The 18340-nt window shown below is 71.1% G+C and carries 17 protein-coding genes and 1 pseudogene; 2 read left to right on the top strand and 16 right to left on the bottom strand.

Going from position 1 to position 18340, the window contains the following annotated elements:
• Positions 1–61: 61 nt before the first annotated feature.
• The 3 genes from IH68_RS0132610 to IH68_RS0132600 form a co-directional block, all read right to left on the bottom strand.
• Complete coding sequence (locus IH68_RS0132610; RefSeq protein WP_030942185.1) at positions 62–1645, bottom strand: hypothetical protein; 1584 nt, start codon at positions 1643–1645, stop codon at positions 62–64.
• A gap of 74 nt (positions 1646–1719) precedes the next feature.
• Positions 1720–1911 carry a DUF397 domain-containing protein gene (locus IH68_RS0132605; protein ID WP_030942183.1) on the bottom strand — a complete coding sequence of 64 codons (192 nt, stop codon included), beginning with the start codon at positions 1909–1911 and terminating at the stop codon, positions 1720–1722.
• Positions 1911–2762, bottom strand: coding sequence for a helix-turn-helix domain-containing protein (locus tag IH68_RS0132600; RefSeq protein WP_030942181.1), 852 nt, complete (start codon positions 2760–2762; stop codon positions 1911–1913). The genes IH68_RS0132605 and IH68_RS0132600 overlap by 1 nt, the downstream gene beginning before the upstream one ends.
• Positions 2763–2955: 193 nt before the next feature.
• Between IH68_RS0132600 and IH68_RS50385 the strand changes: the two are divergent.
• Positions 2956–3356 (top strand): annotated as a pseudogene (locus IH68_RS50385) (ATP-binding protein).
• Between the two features lie 20 nt (positions 3357–3376).
• On the opposite strand, the gene IH68_RS0132590 reads toward IH68_RS50385, so the two are convergent.
• The 10 genes from IH68_RS0132590 to IH68_RS0132545 form a co-directional block, all read right to left on the bottom strand.
• Entirely contained in the window at positions 3377–3979 is a 603-nt protein-coding gene (locus IH68_RS0132590; protein ID WP_030942179.1) for a DUF1326 domain-containing protein, read from the bottom strand.
• A gap of 118 nt (positions 3980–4097) precedes the next feature.
• A complete protein-coding gene (locus IH68_RS0132585; RefSeq protein WP_030942176.1) occupies positions 4098–4763 on the bottom strand; it encodes a response regulator in 666 nt (221 codons plus the stop codon).
• A complete protein-coding gene (locus tag IH68_RS0132580; protein ID WP_420719019.1) occupies positions 4760–6154 on the bottom strand; it encodes a histidine kinase in 1395 nt (464 codons plus the stop codon). Before IH68_RS0132580 ends, IH68_RS0132585 begins: the two co-directional genes overlap by 4 nt.
• Positions 6155–6257: 103 nt before the next feature.
• Positions 6258–6941, bottom strand: coding sequence for a response regulator (locus IH68_RS0132575; RefSeq protein WP_030942174.1), 684 nt, complete (start codon positions 6939–6941; stop codon positions 6258–6260).
• Positions 6938–8320 carry a sensor histidine kinase gene (locus tag IH68_RS0132570; RefSeq protein ID WP_051833846.1) on the bottom strand — a complete coding sequence of 461 codons (1383 nt, stop codon included), beginning with the start codon at positions 8318–8320 and terminating at the stop codon, positions 6938–6940. The genes IH68_RS0132575 and IH68_RS0132570 overlap by 4 nt, the downstream gene beginning before the upstream one ends.
• A 10-nt stretch (positions 8321–8330) precedes the next feature.
• On the bottom strand, positions 8331–9572 hold the full coding sequence (locus tag IH68_RS0132565) for an acyltransferase family protein (RefSeq protein WP_030942172.1): 1242 nt from the start codon (positions 9570–9572) through the stop codon (positions 8331–8333).
• A 118-nt stretch (positions 9573–9690) separates the two neighbouring features.
• Entirely contained in the window at positions 9691–10596 is a 906-nt protein-coding gene (locus tag IH68_RS0132560) for an alpha/beta hydrolase (protein WP_420719018.1), read from the bottom strand.
• A gap of 367 nt (positions 10597–10963) precedes the next feature.
• Positions 10964–11845 (bottom strand): alpha/beta hydrolase, encoded by an 882-nt coding sequence (locus IH68_RS0132555; RefSeq protein WP_030942170.1) that lies wholly within the window; start codon positions 11843–11845, stop codon positions 10964–10966.
• Between the two features lie 207 nt (positions 11846–12052).
• Positions 12053–13291: a kynureninase gene (gene kynU, locus IH68_RS0132550; RefSeq protein ID WP_030942167.1), complete on the bottom strand. Its 1239-nt coding sequence runs from the start codon at positions 13289–13291 to the stop codon at positions 12053–12055.
• Positions 13284–14129, bottom strand: coding sequence for a tryptophan 2,3-dioxygenase family protein (locus IH68_RS0132545; RefSeq protein ID WP_030942165.1), 846 nt, complete (start codon positions 14127–14129; stop codon positions 13284–13286). Before IH68_RS0132545 ends, kynU begins: the two co-directional genes overlap by 8 nt.
• A 214-nt stretch (positions 14130–14343) precedes the next feature.
• Here IH68_RS0132545 and IH68_RS0132540 point away from each other — a divergent pair, with 214 nt between their 5' ends.
• A complete protein-coding gene (locus tag IH68_RS0132540; RefSeq protein ID WP_030942164.1) occupies positions 14344–14826 on the top strand; it encodes an SAM-dependent methyltransferase in 483 nt (160 codons plus the stop codon).
• Between the two features lie 106 nt (positions 14827–14932).
• Here IH68_RS0132540 and IH68_RS0132535 read toward each other — a convergent pair whose 3' ends face one another.
• The 3 genes from IH68_RS0132535 to fbaA all read right to left on the bottom strand — a co-directional run bounded on the left by IH68_RS0132535 (position 14933) and on the right by fbaA (position 18178).
• Positions 14933–15346: a DUF3151 domain-containing protein gene (locus IH68_RS0132535; protein WP_030942162.1), complete on the bottom strand. Its 414-nt coding sequence runs from the start codon at positions 15344–15346 to the stop codon at positions 14933–14935.
• Between the two features lie 122 nt (positions 15347–15468).
• The gene (locus IH68_RS0132530; protein WP_030942160.1) at positions 15469–16935 is read right to left on the bottom strand and encodes an MFS transporter; all 1467 of its coding nucleotides are present in this window, start codon (positions 16933–16935) and stop codon (positions 15469–15471) included.
• 220 nt (positions 16936–17155) lie between these two features.
• Positions 17156–18178: a class II fructose-bisphosphate aldolase gene (gene fbaA / locus IH68_RS0132525; RefSeq protein WP_030942158.1), complete on the bottom strand. Its 1023-nt coding sequence runs from the start codon at positions 18176–18178 to the stop codon at positions 17156–17158.
• Positions 18179–18340 lie beyond the last annotated feature (162 nt).

Here is an 18340-nt window from a genome sequence, read left to right as displayed (position 1 = left end):
CGAGGCCACCAGGTTTTCCACCGGTGGCCCACGACGACCCCATGCGACGACACCAACGGCCTCAGCCGACGGCGTACGCCCGGTACACGGTCTCCACCGAGCGGTCCCCGGCGGAGTCGGTCACCTCGGAGCGCAGGGCGACGGCGCCGGAGGCGGGGTTGTGGACGGACGCCTGCCAGGTCGAGCCGACGTGCTTGACGGTCGCCGCCTGCCAGGTCCTGCCGCCGTCGGCGGACGACCAGACCCGGACGGACTTGGCGGTCACGTTGGTGAACTTCACGTCCGGGCCCTGGGAGCCGCGCCCGGCACTCACGTCGACGGTCGTGGTGCTGTTGGCTGCGGCCTGGTTGTGGCTGTTCAGCCCGGTGGGCAGGAAGCGGGTCAGGAAGACGGGGGCGACGATCGCCCTGGCCGGATCGGCCACCTTGAAGTGCCAGTCGAGGGTGGCGCGAGACGACAGCATGCCGGCGGGGAAGGTGATGCCCGGACGGTGGCGATGGGCGTCAACGGTCAGGCGGTACCAGCCGGCCGAGCGGATGCCTGCGGAGAACTCCGCGTCGCCACCCCAGTTGGTCAGCGTCTTCTTCTTGATGGTGGTGCTGCCCTTGGACAGGACCACCGTCTCCTGCGTCGGGTCGCCCCAGCCGGCGCCGACGTCGGGGTCACCGATCAGGCCGTCCGGAATGAAGGTGACGGACTTCCGTCCGAGCAACGGCAGATAGTGCATCGGACTCCACACGGCCCGCCCGAAGGACTGGGTGAAGCTCTGCCCCGCCTTCAGCGTCCTGAGCTTCGGGAAACCGCCGCCGACGTCGTCGCCGTTGCTCGCCATGATGTCGTCACGCGGCTGCCAGGTCCCGGGAGTCACGTGGACGGTGGCGCTGTACGGCGCGTTGTCGTCGCGGACCGTGGCCATCAGGTCGGTCGTGCAGTCGTCGGTCTTCGGCTGTGCCTGGAGCGCGGTGTCGTTCTGACGGGCCATCTGTGTACCGCTGCGTACCGAGAAGCGCATCGTCGCCAGCTTCGACCGCTTGAACGACCCACCGGGCGCGGCCGGGATGCCCGTGGTGTTCTTCGCGGCGACGTAGCTGTCGTTGCCCGACCACTGCGCCAGATACCCGAACTGCAGCAGCCTGGACGAGTTCGGGATGGCGTAGAGGGCTCCCTCGTCGTTCCAGCCGCCCGTGCTGAAGGCGGAGGGCATGTTGCCGACGGTGGCGGCGCACACCTGCGCGGAGATCTTCGGCGGTTCGGTCACGTCGGCGGGCGTGTCGAGCGACACCTTGACGGCCTTGCCCTTGCGCGCGTCGAGCGCCACCGACTTGCTGCCCGAGACCTGTACGACCTGCGCGCCGATGGTGTCGGTGCCCAGACCGTCGGTGGTGCTCTCGTAAATGTCGGTCATCGCGAGGTAGCGCCCCGCCGGCAGGCTGATCCGCTTGCCGGACTTCACGCTGTACGTCTGCCCGGACGGCACGGCGACGACGTTGACCGTCGTGGAGACCTTGGCACCGTGCCGCCCCAGCGTGGTGACGACCAGCGAGGCCGACGCCGCCTGCGCCGAAGCGGCGAAAACACCGGAAGCGACCAGCGGCACCAGCGCGGCCACACCGACGAGGCCGAGCGATCTCCGTCGCACCATCATCCTCAATTCCCCCTCCACCCCCCGAAGTCGGCCAATCGTAGCCGTGACACGGACATGGCAGACGGGTCGGGGAACTACGCCTGGTCAAGCTGTGACAAATACTTCAGATGGTCGATGAGGGCGGTGAAGGCGGCGGGCGGGAAGGAGAGGGTGGCGCGAGCCGGGGCCTTGGAGTCGCGGACGGCTATGCGGGTGGGGAGGGGGGCGATCTCGACGCAGGTGTCGCCGTCGCCGCCGCCGGAGTAGGTGGACTTACGCCAGTGCATCACAGCTCCTTTGTCAGGCGGTGGATGAAGTCCCGCGACTCAGCGGGTTCCAGGGACGCCGCCTGCATCTTAAGGAAGAGTGTTCGAAGCTGTTTGAGCTGAGCCTCCGCATCGATGAACGCCACGCCGGTGGGAGCGTCCCGTAGTCCGGTGTCCAATCGAGGCACCGGGCCCCCGGCGTACATCATCGAGATCCCTGCACCGCCAAACCCGTCCTGATCGATGGGGATGACCCGCACTGTGGCGTGCCGCTGCTCGATCTGATCGAGGATCTGCCGGAGTTGGGCGCGGCAGACCCGACGGTCCGCCACACGGGTCCGGAGCGCGAATTCGTGGATCAACGTTTCGTACGGCGTCGGCTTGTCACCTTCGATGACAGCGCGCCGCCTGATCCGGTGCTCCACCCGAGGCTCCAACTCGCTGTCGGGCAGACCGGGATGCACGTACGCATAGACCGCCCGAGCATAGTCGGCGGTCTGCAGCAGCCCTGGAACGTACGTGATCACGACCTCGCGCAGAGACGTCGCATGATGTTCGGTCTCGGCGGTGTCCTGGAACGCCGGTGGCAGCACCCCCCGGTACTCCTCCCACCAGCCACGCGTGCGGTCGGTCGCCATGGCCACGAGGGCATCGATCAATGCCTGGTCCGTGCAGGCATAATGCGCCGCGAGCCGCCGCACTCGCTCCTCGCTGGCACCCGAGAGGCCCAGTTCCACCTGGCTTATCTGAGCGGAGGTCGAGTTCAGCAGCCCGGCCACCTCACGCGCCTTCAGCCCAGCTGCCTCACGCAGTCGACGCAGCTCGGCGCCCAACCGCACCTGCCTCGCGGTGGCGTGACTCCTCGGCGCCATACGCCCTCCTCAACAGCCTTGCTGTGGTGCCTCGTTCGAGCGTCAGGCTACGCCAACCAGTTGCGCGAGGAGTAATTACTCCTCTACCGTCGGTGACGCAACGCACACGCTGCGGAAGCGCACCGCTTCGTCCTGCCGTGACGGTCGCGGCGATGCCACCGCCAAACCCCCACCAGCGAACCGGAGTTGCCGCATGCCCGAAAACGAATCCGAACCGTGGGAGTACACCCTCCACATCCCCAACGACCCCCGCGCCGTCACCGTCTGCCGCCGCACCCTCCGCTTGATCCTGACCCTGCACGGCCTGATCACCTGGCCGACACAGCGGAGCTGGTGTCCAACGCCGTACTGCACACGAAGGGCCCGGCCGCGCTACGGGTGCGCTGGTCACCGCCCGGCACACTGCACCTCGGCGCGTGGGACGCGGACCCCGAGCCGCCGGAGCCCCCGCGACCGCTGGACCGCCTCGCCGACGCCGAGGACGGCCGCGGCCTCGCCCTGGTCCGCGCCTGCGCCGACGTGTGGGGCTGGCAGCCGCAGTCGAGGAACGGCAGCCGGGGCAAGTACGTGTGGTGCGAATTGGCCGCGGCGTGAGTCGCCCCCCGGCGAGGCCGTCAGACGGACCAGGCGAACGGCGCGGAGTGCCCGTTGTGACCCGCCAGGTCGAGGTCGAGACCGAACGCCCGTATCCGGGCAACATTGGACTTCGCGATCGTAACGACCGGGTTGGGCGTGATGGTCATGCCATGCAGAGTCGCGCCTTCGCTCGCGCCTTCATGGAAGAAGTCCTCGACCTCGATGTCGACCGCGTCCCCGATGGTGACGCGGTGGACCCGACCCTCGGAGTCGAACGTGATCGGAGCGGTTTCCACCCCGACGATCTCGCCCACCAGAGGAGTGAGGATCTCCGGCGGCCCGCCCATCGCTCCGCTGAACACCCCCTGCAGCTTCTCGGCCTGCTCGGCCGAGGCCGCCTCGTCGAGGAACAGCCCCACACGCCAGCCGCCCAGGGACATCTGCCCTGGCGCGTCCGCCAGCAGCGCGACGGTGAGCCCACCGACGTCGACACCCTCGACGTCCCCCCGGTCGACGTGGAACACCAGCGTCACCTGACACCGCTCGGTATCCGCCGGCATCGCCAAGGCCGAGACGGTGCACGGACACACCACGTCACAAGGACATGCTTCGAAATACCGGCCTTCCAGACTCCATCCCATCGCCCGCTCCGCTTCACTACTCGTCGGTACTCAGACGGGATCCGTTCTCCGGATATGACTCCAGCATATGTCTGGACCAAGCGGCTCGACAGCCGGTGCGGACGGCCGGCCGTCTTCGTCAGCCCGGCGTCACCAACCGAGCCTCATAAGCGAACACCGCCGCCTGTGTCCGGTCCCGCAGACCCAGTTTCACCAGGATCCTGCTGACGTGGGTCTTGATCGTCGACTCGGCGACCACCAGCTGTTCGGCGATCTCCGCGTTGGACAGGCCCTGGGCGATGAGGACCAGGACCTCCGTCTCGCGTTCGGTGAGGTCGCCGTAGGCCTGGTGGGCGGAGTGCATGGCGCGGGGGGACTCGGAGAGTTTGGAGAACTCCGTGATCAGGCGCTTCGTCACCGAGGGGGCGAGCAGGGCCTCGCCGGAGGCCACCACCCTTACGCCGTCGGCGAGTTGGCGGGCCGAGGCGTCCTTCAGGAGGAAGCCGGAGGCGCCTGCGCGCAGGGCCTGGTAGACATACTCGTCGAGGTCGAAGGTCGTCAGGACGAGGACCTTTGCCGTGCTGTTGGCGGCCACGATCTCGCGGGTCGCCTCTATGCCGTTCAGCTCCGGCATGCGGATGTCCATCAGGACGACGTCGGGGGACAGTTCGCGGACGCGGTCCACGGCCTCGCGGCCGTTCACCGCCTCGCCAACGACCTCGATGTCCGGCATCGCATTGAGCAGGACCGAGAAGCCCTCGCGCACCATCATCTGGTCGTCCGCGATCAGGACACGGATGGTCATGCGTCACCTTCGCCCGCCGGGGCGACCGGCAGGAACACCGTCACCTCATAGCCTCCCTCGTCCGTCCGGGCCGCTGTCATCTCGCCGTTCAGCATGGTGACGCGCTCCCGCATGCCGGTGATGCCGTGGCCGGCGCCCGGTGAGGGCTTCACCAGGGACGGCTCGGGCGGCGGGCCGTTCACTATGCGCAGGCCCAGGCCGCCCAGGACGTACGAGACCTCCACCTTGGCAGCGGCGCCCGGTGCATGGCGCAGGGTGTTGCTCAGCGCCTCCTGCACTATGCGGTATGCCGACAGCTCGACGCCCTGCGGGAGTTCCCGTACCGCTCCGGTCTGCGTCTTGTCGACGCTCAGGCCCGTCTCGCGCACATTGGCGAGCAGGGCGTCCAGGTCACAGAGGGTGGGCTGCGGGGCGTCCGGGGCCTCGTAGTCCTCGGCGCGGACCACGCCCAGCACGCGGCGCAGTTCGGTGAGCGCCGCCACCGCGTTCTCCCGGATCGTGGCGAACGCCTTCTCCAGTTCCGGGGGCGGGTTCTCGACCCGGTAGGGGGCTGCCTCCGCCTGGATGGCGACCACCGACATGTGGTGGGCGACCACGTCGTGCAGCTCGCGGGCGATCGTCGTGCGCTCCTCCAGCAGGGTGCGCCGGGAACGCTCGTGCGCGGTCACCGTCTGCTGGGCGGTCACCTCCTGGCGCGCCTCGCGGCGGATGTGCCTGAGGGAGACGGCGAGGAGGAACATGGCGGAGACGAACAGCAGCTCCATGGTGTCCGAGCCGTACGGGCTGTAGTGGTTGTAGCGGCTGGGGAAGAGCTCCGCCCCGGCGCCGTACACCCCCGTCAGGACCCACATCCACGCCGCCGTGCGCGGCCTCGTGCGGATGGCCACGATCGTGAGCACCATCAGGTGGCAGGCGAAGCTGCCGGGCAGCCACGGCCATTCGCTGCTCCAGTCACCGCCGACTGCGGCGGCGACGGGGGTCGCGATCATCGACAGCCAGAACGCACCGACCGGCCGGACCATGGTCAGCAGGACCGGGGCCAGGGCAAGCAGGCCCAGGACCATGTTGGTGGCCGCGCCGGTGACGCTGCTGTTCGACGCGATCAGCGTCGCGAAGAGGCCGGCCGCCGTGATCAGGGCGTGCGGGGCCCAGATCGCGTACTCCCGCATCCGCCCCAGCCGCCGGGCGAGCGGGCCGTCGGCGCTCGCGCGCGGCAGCGGGCGGTAGGCGAAGGCGTCGTGGAACAGGTCCTGCCGCAGTCCGCGCAGGACGTCCGCCGCCGCCCGGGCCTCCGGGCTGCGCGGCTTGTACGACTCGAACACGCTGTCCGGCGGCTCCACGTGTCTGGTGGGCTCCGGGGGCAGCGGCTGCGTGTGGGGCGTCTCGGTCACGTGGAAAAGGTAGGCCGCGGCGGGGGTCGCGGTCGTCACCAGTGAGAAGGGTCCTTCGGCCTCCCCCTCAGGTACTACGGGTACGGGCTGCGGGACGGACGGGTCAGTAGCCGGACGGGCGTACCAGTCCCGACTCGTACGCGAACACCGCCGCCTGTGTGCGGTCCCTGAGGCCCAGCTTCACCAGGATGCGGCCCACGTGGGTCTTCACTGTCTGCTCGGCGACGACCAGGCGCTGGGCGATCTCCGCGTTGGACAGGCCCTGCGCGATCAGTGCGAGGACCTCCGTCTCCCGCTCGGTCAGGTCGCCGACGCGCTCCTTCAGCGGGGCGCGGGGCTTGTCGTCCAGGCGGGAGAACTGGGCGATCAGCCGCCGGGTGATGCCGGGCGCGAGCAGCGCGTCACCGGCCGCCACCACCCGTACCGCCTCCGCCAGTTGGTCCACCGACGCGTCCTTGAGGAGGAACCCGGACGCCCCCGCGCGCAGCGCCTCGTACACGTACTCGTCGAGGTCGAAGGTGGTGAGAACCAGCACCCTGATGTGCGGTGTCTCGGTGGTGATGCGGCGGGTGGCCTCGATGCCGCCGAGCTCGGGCATGCGGATGTCCATGAGGACGACGTCCGGGGCGAGTTCGGCGACCTTGGCGACGGCGTCCAGGCCGTCGACCGCCTGGCCGACCACCTCGATGTCCGGTTTGGTGTTGAGCAGCACGGTGAAGCCCTGCCGGACCATCTGCTGGTCGTCGGCGATCACTACCCGGATGGGGCTGTTGCTGCTGCTCGTCATGCGGTGTGGTCCTTCGGGTCGGTGGCGGGGTCGGGGGCATCGGGCCGGTCCGCGCCGTCGGCACGCGGGTCGACCGGCAGGAAGGCGGAGACCTGGTAGCCGCCGTTCGGCCGGGGGTGTGCGGACAGGTCGCCGCCGAGCATCGCCGCCCGTTCCCGCATACCTAGCAGACCATGCCCCGCGCCCGGCGAGGACGGAGCCTCATGCAGCGGACGCGAGTTGACGACCTCCACGCGCAGTCCGAAGGGCACGTAGGCGACTTCGACGCTCGCGCTCGCGCCGGGTGCGTGGCGCAGCACGTTGCTGAGAGCCTCCTGCACGATCCGGTACGCCGACAGCTCCACGCCCGACGGCAGCGGGCGCCGGTCCCCCGTGGTCCGCGTGGTCACGGCCAGTCCGGCGGCCCGGGTGTTCTCGACGAGCGCGTCGAGCCGGTCCAGGGTGGGCTGCGGGCTGTGCGGGTCGTTGCCGCCGTCGGCCGGTGCGTCCGTGCCGGGGTCCTCCGAGCGCAGCACGCCCAGCACCCGGCGCAGTTCGGTCAGTGCCTCCAGCGCGTTGTGCCGTATGCCTTCGAGGTTCTCCCTGAGCTCGTCGGGCGGGTTCTCGACGAGGTGCGGGGCGACCTGGGCCTGGATGGAGATGACGGACATGTGGTGGGCGACCACGTCGTGCAGTTCGCGCGCGATGCGGTTGCGCTCCTCAAGGAGGGTGCGCCGGGCCCGCTCCTCGGCGGTGAGCGTGGTCAGCCGTCCGACCTCCGCGCGTGCCTCGCGGCGGCTGCGCAGCACGATGCCGAGCAGGACGGCGACGGCGGACAGGGCGATCGCGAGCGGGCCCGTCGACTGCTGCGGGCCGGCGGACTGCGGGTGCGGCGCCTCCCACAGGCCCTCAAGGACAAGGGTGACGAGCACCGTCAGTGCCAGTGCCTCCACGGACACGCGGGTAGGCACACGCAGGGCGAGGAGCAGCAGCACCAGCAGCTGGGCGATGATCCCGGCCGCGGTCCAGGGCCAGGTGAAGTCGTGCGCCGCGCCTCCGGTCAGGCTGAAGTGCACCACAACGGCCCCCACGACGGAGCCCGTTGTCGACAGCCACCAGGCCGGGATCGGCCGCCACAGCGCCAGCGCCACCGAGCCGCCCTGCGCGAGTCCGATCAGGAAGCCGTAGCCGAAGCCCAGATGTCCGTTGTCGGTGAGCTGCGCGACACCGCCGAACGTGATCCCGAACGCGGCAACACACAGCACGCCGTGCGGGACCCGCCGCAGCCGCCCGAAGGCGGGCAACGGGTCCGCGCGGGCCGTCCACAGGTCGTCGCGGAGCACGCGCAGCCAGCGCAGGACGCGGCCGCCGAACGCCCGCTGGATCCCCGTTTCCGTCACGCGGCCAACCCTAGGCACGATGGGCGGTCCTCGCTCCCGTCCCGTCCGGGCCGCGGTGACGGCGGACCACCCTGGAGGGGCCGGTGCTTCTGCCGCGCGGGCCCCGGCGTTCGTAGGAGTGGAAGGCCGTCCAGCAGACCGTGAGCGCGAGGGCGAACACGGGGAGCCAGGCCAGGCGGAACGCCACCCAGCCGAGGCCGTCGGGGGAGGTGTGCAGGCCTGGCAGACGGCCCGCAGTGAGGGCGGTGGCCGTGGTCGCCATCATGGCCGTCTGGTGCCAGAGGAAGATCGTCATCGCGGAGAGGTTCACGAAGGCCACCGCCGCCCAGGCCAGGGGACGCCGCATCGTGCGGCGCAGCCGGTCGCGCAGGAGCAGGGCCAGGCCGCACTGGGCCAGGCCGAAGGTGACCGCGGCCAGCGTCGGCGGGTTGAGGTTCGAGATCGTCTGCCCCGGGACGCCGACCATCGAGGCCGGGTAGCCCGCGAAGGCGACCAGCAGGGCCGTCGCCGCCGCACCTCCGGCGAGCAGGATCCAGCCCGCGCGGGCGCGTTCCAGTTCGCCGCGGGTCCAGGCCGCGCCCAGGGTGTACGGCACGAGCCAGCCCGCCGCCAGGTTCACCCAGCCGAGGCTCTGCGGGGCGCCGAGGCCGAAGCGGAGAAGGTCCACATGGAGGACGACGGCCAGCGGCCACAGGGGGTTGAGCCGGGTGAGGAGCGGGGTCGCCGCGGTCAGCGCCGCGAAGACCAGCAGGAACCAGAGGGGGGACAGGGCGAGTTTGACCAGCGTGTGGATCGTGTCGGGTTCCGCGCCGGAGAGGAACAGGGCCGTCGCGGCGATCGTCCACAGGACCAGTACCGCGGCCACCGGCTTGAACAGCCGCGACAGACGGGCGGTCAGCCACTGCCGGTACGGCGTGCCCTTGGCCCGGGCCGCCGTGTGGCTACGGGTCGCCACGTGGCCGCCCACCAGGAAGAACACGGCCAGGGTCTGGAAGGCCCAGGAGATCGGGGCCAGCCAGGGCATGTGCTGGAGGGGGCTCGAGGCGTGCAGGGAGCCGCCGTCCGCCACCAGGGCCGTGACCAGCCAGTGGCCGAGGACCACACCGAGGATCGCGAAGGCACGCAGGGCGTCCACGGCGCGGTCGCGGTCGATGGGGGTGGCGGCGTCGATGCGGCCGGCGGCCTCTCGTAGGGCGCTCTGTCGTACGGCGCTCTGTCGTACGGCGCTCTGTCCCGCGGCGCCCTGTCCCAGGGTGCTTTCTCGTACGGCGCCCTGTCCTACGGTGCTTTCGCGTACGGCGCTCGCTCGTACGGTGCGCTCTCGTACGGCGCGGGGTCGTATGCCGTCCCACGCGTGGCGCACGCTCGACTCACGCACGGGTCACCTCCTTTGTGTCGCCCAGGACGATGCGGGTGAGGTTGGCCAGGGAGACCGAGCCCGGCCTGAAGTAGTCGCTGTGGCCGCCGGGGCCCGCCGCGAAGACTCGGGCGCCGAAGGCCGGGGACACGGGGTCCGTGCCGAAGCCGACGGTCCAGCCGAAGAGGTCCGCCCTCACGTGCGGCACCTCCTTGATCCAGTCGTCGGCGCCGCGGGCCGCCCAGACGCGGGCCCTGGTGTGCAGGGCCGCCGCCGTGTCCGCGCCGGTGCCGGGGCTGCCGACGAAGGCGATGTCCTGCACGTCCAGGCCGGCGGCGGCGCGGGCGCAGACGACCGTGCCGTAGGAGTGGCAGAGGAGGGAGATGTTCGCCTTCCGGCCTGCTATGTGGCGTAGTCCGGCGATGAACTCGCGCAGGTGCGGGGCCGCTTCGTCTGCGCGGTCCGTGGTGAGGACGGTGGTGCTGACCGTGCCGGGGGTGCTGTAGCCGAGCCAGGCGACTACGGCGGTGCGGGTGCCCTTCGGGGCCTGCCGGAGCAGGCGGTTGTGCAGGGCGACTGCTGTTGCGCGGAAGCGGTCGTAGGTGTCGAGGGAGGTGTCCGAGCCCGGGATCAGGACGGCGATGCGGGTGGCGTGGGTGAGGTCGCCGAAGACCTCGGTGGCCTGGCCCTCGCCGCGGCCGTCGAAGGTGAGGAATCGGCGGGTGGGGGAGGCCATGGAGTGGTCCGCTGCGGCGCGTTTGTGGTCGCCGTGGGCTGCGGCCATGCGGGACGCTTGCGTGGCGTTGGTGCGGTTGGCCTTGTAGGCCGCGTCGAGGGTGGCTGCGGTGAGGGGGGCGAGGGTTGCCGGGGGTGGGGCGGGGATCTGCGGGCGGGCTGCGCCCGAGAGCGGGGCGACCACGGCGGCGGTGATGAGGGCTGCGAGGGTGGCTCGGCGCCAGTTGTGGGTGCGGCGCCGCTTGGGCTTGGGTGGCGGGGTGTCACTTGCCGGCGCTTGCCGGGTGCCGCCTTTCTTTGGGTCGGGAGCCGCCCTAGGCGGCACGAATGCCCGCAGGCTGCGGCGGCCGTTCGCCGGCGCCCCAGACCGCACAACCGCTCGCAGGCTCCGCAGAGTTGTCTCAAGCCCCATGACGGTCTCCCCCTCCAGTTCGCCCGGCCATCGGGCTTGTCTGGATGGGAAGTTACGGATCGTGATCTGTCGCCCGCGTCACGCCAGGGAGCTGTCCTGAGTCGTAGCTCTCAGGTACTACGGGTATGAAGGGGGCGGGTCACCAGGCCAGTTGGGCGATTTCCTCCGCCACCACCGCGCAGGCGTCCACCGCCGGGTCGATCAGGGGGAAGTGGCCGACGTCCTCCAGGAGCGTGAGGCCCACGACCTCGCCGGCCTTCGCTGCCGCGTCGGCGTACGACTCGGCGACCGCCTGCGGGACGGTGACGTCCGTGCGGCCCTGGACCAGGGTGGTCGCGATGCCCGTCGGCAGCAGGAGCGACGGGTCGGCGTACGGGCGGCGTTCGGCGAACTTCTCGTCGCCGCCCAGCAGTTGACGCGAAGCGCCCCCGCACACGTCCAGTTTGTCGGCGACCTCGAAGTCGGCGATCGGGGCCAGGGCGACGACACCGCGCAGCGGTGCGGGGCGGTCGATGCGCCAGGGGGCGTCGTCGGGCAGCAGATGGCGGGCCGCCGCCCACAGGGCGAGGTGGCCGCCGGCCGAGTGCCCGGTGATCACCATGCGGCGCGGGTCGGCCTGCGGAAGGGCCTCGCGTACGAGGGCGGGCAGCGCGTCCAGCGCGGCCGCGACGTCGTCGAAGGTCTCCGGCCAGCGGCCCGCGACGGCGCTGCCGCCCTGGGCGGGGATCGCGCTCCCCCGCCGGTACTCGACACTGGCGACCGCGAAACCCCGCCGGGCCAGGAAGCCCGCGAACGGCGAGATGTGCCGGCGGTCGTACGGTGCCCGCCACGCGCCGCCGTGCAGCACGACGACCAGCGGGGCGAGGGCGCCGGGCGCCGGCTCGGTGCGCGGGAGGTAGAAGTCGATCAGCTGGTCGGGGTGGTCACCGTACGCGGCGGTGAAGTCGGGATCGACCACCGGGTGCGAGAACGCCGACTCCTCTTCGGCAGCGGCCCGGGCAGCTGCGGCGTCGTCCGGCATGCTCCAACCTCTCAGCGACATAACAGGATTGACGTGTGGCGGACCAGGGAGGGAAACCGGCCGTTGGCGGGGACGGTATCAGGCCGGTGACGTGCGCCGACACGGGGATGTCACGCTCGGTGAGGGGAAACGGTTCTGTAGCCCGTGGGCCGGGCGGTTCCGCGGCCACCGAAGCCACCGCGGACTGCCAACACGAGCCCCCTGGGGCTATCCGGCGAGATCGCCGAGCGTCTCCGCCAGCACCCGGGCCGCCCGCTCCACGTCCCCGAACCCGACGTACAGCGGCGTGAACCCGAACCGCAGGACGTCCGGGTGCCGGAAGTCCCCGACCACCCCCCGCTGGATCAGCCGCTTCATGACGTCACCGGCGTCGTCGCAGCGCAGCGCCACCTGGCTGCCGCGCTCCTCGTGGGCGAGGGGGGTCAGCGACTCCACCCGCCCCTGGGGGACGTACGCCGACACGCACTCCAGGAAGAAGTCCGTCAGCGCCAGGGACTTGGTGCGCACGGCCTCGATCGAGACGCCGCCCCAGACCTCCAGTGCCGCCTCCAGGGCGAGCATGGAGAGGATGTCCGGCGTGCCGACCCGGCCGCGCAGAGCGCCGGACGCCGGTTCGTACGCGTCCCGCATCCCGAAGGGCTCCGCGTGGGAGTTCCAGCCGGGCAGGGGGGAGTCGAAGCGGTCCTGGAGGTCCTCGCGGACGTACAGGTACGCCGGTGAACCGGGGCCGCCGTTCAGGTACTTGTAGGTGCAGCCGACCGCCAGGTCGACGCCGTGCTCGTCCAGCCCGACCGGCAGCGCGCCCGCGCTGTGGCACAGGTCCCAGACGGCCACGGCTCCCGCCGCGTGCACGGCGGCGGTCAGCGAGGGCAGGTCGTGGAGGCGGCCCGTGCGGTAGTCGACATGGTTCAGCAGGACGGCGGCCGTACGAGCGGACAGCGCACCCGGCACCTCCGCCGGAGTCACCGGACGCAGCGTGCACCCCGTCATGCGGGCCGCCGACCCGGCGATGTAGCCGTCGGTGGGGAAGGTCGTCGCGTCCACGAGGATCTCGTCCCGCGTCTCGTCCCCGTGCTCGCTGGAGACCAGCCGTACCGCACCCACAAGTGCCTTGAAAACATTGACACTTGTCGAGTCGCCCACGACGATCTGCCCGGCCGCGGCCCCGACCAGCGGAGCGATCCGGTCGCCGATCCGCTCGGGCGCCGTCCACCAGCCGCTCTCGTCCCAGGAACGTATGCGGAGCGCACCCCACTGCCTGCGTACGACGTCGTCCACCCGCCCCGGGACCGCGGCCGGCAGGGCGCCGAGGGAGTTCCCGTCCAGGTAGACGCCCGCGGCGTCAGCCGCATGATCGGACGCAGTATCGAGGACGAACTGCTTGCGTGTCCCGGCCAGTTCGTCGGCGGCGTCCAGTTCCGCTGCCCTTGCCGTCAGCTCAGACATGGGACCTCGCCGTCCACAGCTCGGGGAACACGTTCTTCTGCGCGCGCTTCTCCAGCCAGGCGACGCCCGCCGAGCCGCCCGTGCCGGGCTTGGAGCCCATCGCGCGGCGGGTGGCGACCAGGTGGTCGTTGCGCCATCGCCACACCAGCTCGGCGACGTCGGTCAGCGCCTCGCCGAGCCGGGCGATTTCGGCGTTCTCGTCGCCCGCGTAGATCGCGGTCCAGGCGGCCTCTACGGCGTCCGACGGCTCGTACCGCCGTGAGACGTCGCGGCGCAGCACGGCCCCGGGGATCGCGCAGCCGCGCCGCGCCATCAGCCGCAGCACCTCGTCGTAGAGGCTCGGCTCGGCGAGTGCCTTCTCCAGTTCGGCGTGGACGCGGGATGCGCCCCGGTGCGGGACCAGCATGGACGCGGACTTCTCGCCGAGCAGGAACTCCATCCGGCGGTACATCGCCGACTGGAAGCCGGAGCCCTCGCCCAGTGCGCTCCGGTAGGAGTTGAACTGGGCCGGGGTCAGCTGGCCGAGCGGCTTCCAGGAGGCGTTCAGCGCCTCCAGCTCCCGTACGGAACGCTTCAGCGCGGCGACCGCGGTCGGCACGTCGTCGGAGCGCAGGGCGTGCGCGGCGGTCTCCCACTCGTGGACGATCACCGTGAACCACAGCTCCATCACCTGGGTCGTGACCAGGAAGACCATCTCTCCGGGGTCGTCGGAGAGGGTGTGCTGGAGGTGGGTGAGCACGTCCGCCTTGACGTAGTCCTCGTACGGCGTCGTGCCCGCGAAGTCGAGATGCGGAGTCTCGGGCTCCGAAGCCTCGTGGGGCTGAGCCTGGTGGGACATCGCTGTCTCCTGTTGTTGCTCCGGGTAGCGGTCCGCCCCTGCCGTTACCGACACGGGGGCCCCGGTCTCCGCCGGGCATCCTCTTCGATGGTCCGCCAGGAACGCAAGGCCCGCCTGGTCACTGGCTCGCCGAGTCGCTGGAGGACCTGCAGTACGCTCGGGCGCCGCGTGACACAGAACCCCTTGAGGAACCCTTTGACGAAAGGCACGGCTGATGTCTGAGAAGAGCACCTCGTCCGAGGTGGTCTCCGTTCCGGTGGGCCGGGTGGTCGGCGGACGCGAGGAGGTCCGTGACGACGACTGGGGGAAGGTCGAGGCCGTCATCCGACTGGACGGCGACCAGTTCGACGCGGACGCGCTGGCGGGTCTGGACGCCTTCTCCCACCTGGAGATCGTCTACCACTTCGACCGCGTGCCCGTGGCGAGGATCGAGACCGGCGCCCGTCATCCGCGTGGCAACACCGACTGGCCCGTGGTCGGCATCTTCGCGCAGCGCGGCAAGAACCGCCCCAACCGCCTCGGCGTCTCCCGCTGCCGCCTGGTGCGCACCGACGGACTCGACCTGCACGTCCAGGGCCTCGACGCCGTCGACGGTACGCCCGTCCTCGACATCAAGCCCTACATGAGCGAGTTCGGCCCCCAGGGCACCACCACCCAGCCGGACTGGGCCACCGACATCATGAGCCGCTACTACTGACCCGGCGGTGCCCTCCTGGGCACACTGCTCGGCGCGGCGCCCGGCCGCGCAGCGCAAGGCCCGCCCGGTCACACCGGGCGGGCCGAGAGGAAACGGCGGCCGACGGCTAGCCCAGGGTCTGGGCCGCCGTCGGCGAGGAGTCCTTCAGGAACTGGGTGCAGCGCTCGTACTCCTCCTGCTCGCCGATGGATCCGGCGGCGCGGGCGAGGGCGTGCAGGGCGCGCAGGAAGCCGCGGTTCGGCTCGTGCTCCCACGGCACCGGGCCGTGGCCCTTCCAGCCGCTGCGGCGCAGGGCGTCCAGGCCGCGGTGGTAGCCCGTGCGGGCGTAGGCGTACGACTCCACGACGCTGCCCCGCTCGAACGCGTCGTCGGCCAGCTGGGCCCAGGCCAGCGAGGACGTGGGGTACTTGGCGGCGACGTCCGCGGGCGCGGTGCCGTTCGCCAGCAGCTCGCGGGGCGCGGGGTCGTCGGGGAGGTGGGTCGGGGGCGGGCCCCCGAGGAGGTTTTCGTGAATCGACATGTTCACCAGTGTCGCCCTTGCCGGGGGCTGCCGCCCCCAGGCCCCCGCTTCGGCCCTTGAGGGGCCCTGTCCTCAAACGCCGGACGGGCTGGTGGTGCCGACCGGGGCTGAAAGAGCCTCGGTCACGCGATCCGCTTCTGCGCCCGCTCCCCCTCCAGCGGCGGCGCCGTGATCGCCCCGTGCGTGCGGCACTCCGGGCGGCGGCAGCCGGGCGGCAGCGGCCGGATGGTCGCGAAGGCGACGACCGATCCCACCACCAGGACGCCCGCGCACAGCAGCATCGCGCGGTGGAAGGCGTCGTCGAAGGCGCTCGGGGAGAGGTACGCGTCCGGGCCCATCCCGGCGAGCAGCGGCAGTGCGGCGACCGCGATCAGGCCGGCCGCGCGGGCCGCCGCGTTGTTGATGCCGCTGGCCAGGCCCGCCCGCGCGGTGTCCACGGAGGCGAGGACGGTGGCCGTCAGCGGTGCCACCAGCGTGACCATTCCGCAGCCGAGGACCAGTACGGCGGGCAGGACGTCGAGCACGTACGAGGCGCCCGGGCCGACCCTCAGCATCAGCAGCATCCCGGCCGCGCACAGGAGCGGGCCGACGGTGAGCGGGATGCGCGGCCCGATGCGGTCGGCGAGGGCGCCCGAGCGGGCGGAGAACAGCAGCATCAGGACGGTCGTCGGGAGGAGGGCCGTACCGGCGGCGAGCGGGGACCAGCCCACGGCGACCTGGAGCTGGAGGGCGGTGAGGAAGAAGAAGCCGCCGAAGGCCGCGTAGACGCAGAGGGTGACCAGGTTGACCGCCGTGAACTCGCGGGACTTGAAGACGTCCAGCGGCATCATCGGGTCCGGGCGGCGCTTCTCGACGTAGACGAAGGCGACGCCCGCCACCAGCCCGGCCACCGCGGTGACGGCGACCACCAGCGAGCCCTGCCGGGCCTCGATCAGGGCGTACGTCACCAGCGCGAGCGCCAGTGCGCCGAGGACCGCGCCGAGCACGTCGAAGCGGCCGTGCGAGCGGCCGTCGGCGGACTCGGGGACGTGGCGTACGGCGATGGGGGCGCACAGCAGCGCCAGCGGGACGTTGAGCAGGAAGACCCAGCGCCAGCCGGGGCCGTCCACCAGCCAGCCGCCCAGGAACGGGCCGACGGCCGCACCGATCCCGCCGAAGCCGGACCACAGGCCCACCGCCCGCCCCCGGTCGTCGGCGTGGAAGGACGCCTGGATCAGCGCGAGGGAACCGGGGGTGAGGAGCGCCCCGCCGACCCCCTGCAGCGCGCGGGCGGCGACGAGCACACCGGCGGTGGGCGCCAGACCGCACAGCAGGGACGCCGACGCGAACCACACCACCCCGATCACGAAGACCTTGCGGCGGCCGTAGTGGTCGCCGAGGGAGCCGCCGAGCAGGATCAGCCCGGCCAGCGTGAGCATGTACGCGTTGACCGTCCACTGGAGGGCGGCGAGGTTCGCGTCCAGGTCGCGGCCGATGCGCGGCAGGGCGACATTGACGACGGTCGAGTCCAGCATGGCCATGCTGGAGCCGAGCACGGTGGTCAGCAGGATCCACTTGCCCTGCGGGGAGGCGATCCGGACATCGGGCATGCCCCCAGGTATACCCAGGTTCGCCTCGCGATGTCCTCATCGGCCGGCGCTGCCGGCCTGCTTTCTGCTGGGGGTCCGGGGGCCCGCGGCGAAGCCGCCGCTGTCACAGCCCCCGGAACAATGCAGTACAGCGAGCCCGGTGCCGTAGCACCGGGCTCGCCAAAGACCGCAGGTCGGTTGGTCGATCACCGAAGGTCGGTGACTCGATCCCGCAGGCCGGTTACTTGATCTTCGTGCCGGCCGAGCGCAGGTTCTGCGTGGCCTCGACGACGCGGGCGGCCATGCTCGCCTCGGCCAGCTTGCCCCAGGTGCGCGGGTCGTAGGTCTTCTTGGAGCCGACCTCGCCGTCGACCTTCAGGACGCCGTCGTAGTTGCGGAACATGTGGTCGGCGACGGGACGCGTGAAGGCGTACTGCGTGTCCGTGTCGATGTTCATCTTGACCACGCCGTTCTCCAGCGCGGTGCGGATCTCCTCCTCCGTGGAGCCGGAGCCGCCGTGGAAGACGAAGTCGAACGGGGACTGCTTGCCGAACTTGGCGGCCACGCCGTCGTTCAGCTCCTTCAGCAGGTCGGGGCGGAGCACGACGTTGCCCGGCTTGTACACGCCGTGCACATTGCCGAAGGACGCGGCCAGCAGGTAGCGGCCCTTCTCGCCCAGGCCGAGCGCCTCGGCGGTGCGGATGGCGTCGTCGACCGTCGTGTACAGGGAGTCGTTGATCTCGTGCGAGACGCCGTCCTCCTCGCCGCCGGTCGGGGTGATCTCGACCTCGAGGATGATCTTCGCGGCGCGGGCGCGCTCCAGCAGCTCCTGGGCGATGGACAGGTTGTCGGCGAGGGTCTCCGCGGAGCCGTCCCACATGTGCGACTGGAAGAGCGGGTTGCCGCCGGCCTTCACGCGCTCCTCGGAGACCGTGAGCAGCGGACGTACGTACCCGTCGAGCTTGTCCTTGGGGCAGTGGTCCGTGTGCAGGGCGACCGTGACCGGGTACTTCTCGGCCACGATGTGCGCGAACTCGGCGAGGGCGACCGAGCCGGTCACCATCTCCTTGCTGTACTGACCGCCCAGGAACTCGGCGCCACCCGTCGAGATCTGGATGATGCCGTCGCTCTCCGCCTCCGCGAAACCGCGCAGGGCCGCGTGCAGGGTCTGGGTCGAGGTCACGTTGATCGCCGGGTAGGCGAACTTGCCTGCCTTCGCCCGGTCCAGCATCTCGTTGTAGACCTCGGGAGTTGCGATGGGCATCTGTCCGCTCCTTGGTATGTGCGGGTTGGCGTGCTGCGTACTACGGCCCTGACCTAGACCTTGGGGGCTGACGTCGTCGTCGGCCCCATCTTTCCAGACTTGGCCTGATGCTTTGCCCGCCGTGTCCGGCTTGTGGACAACGCGGTCGAGGTACCCGCCAGT

The sequence above is a fragment of the Streptomyces sp. NRRL S-646 genome (assembly GCF_000720765.1).
In the GTDB taxonomy this organism is placed as follows: Bacteria; Actinomycetota; Actinomycetes; order Streptomycetales; family Streptomycetaceae; genus Streptomyces.
Note: the sequence above shows the minus strand (reverse complement) of the source record. Positions and strands in the feature narration are given on the sequence as shown.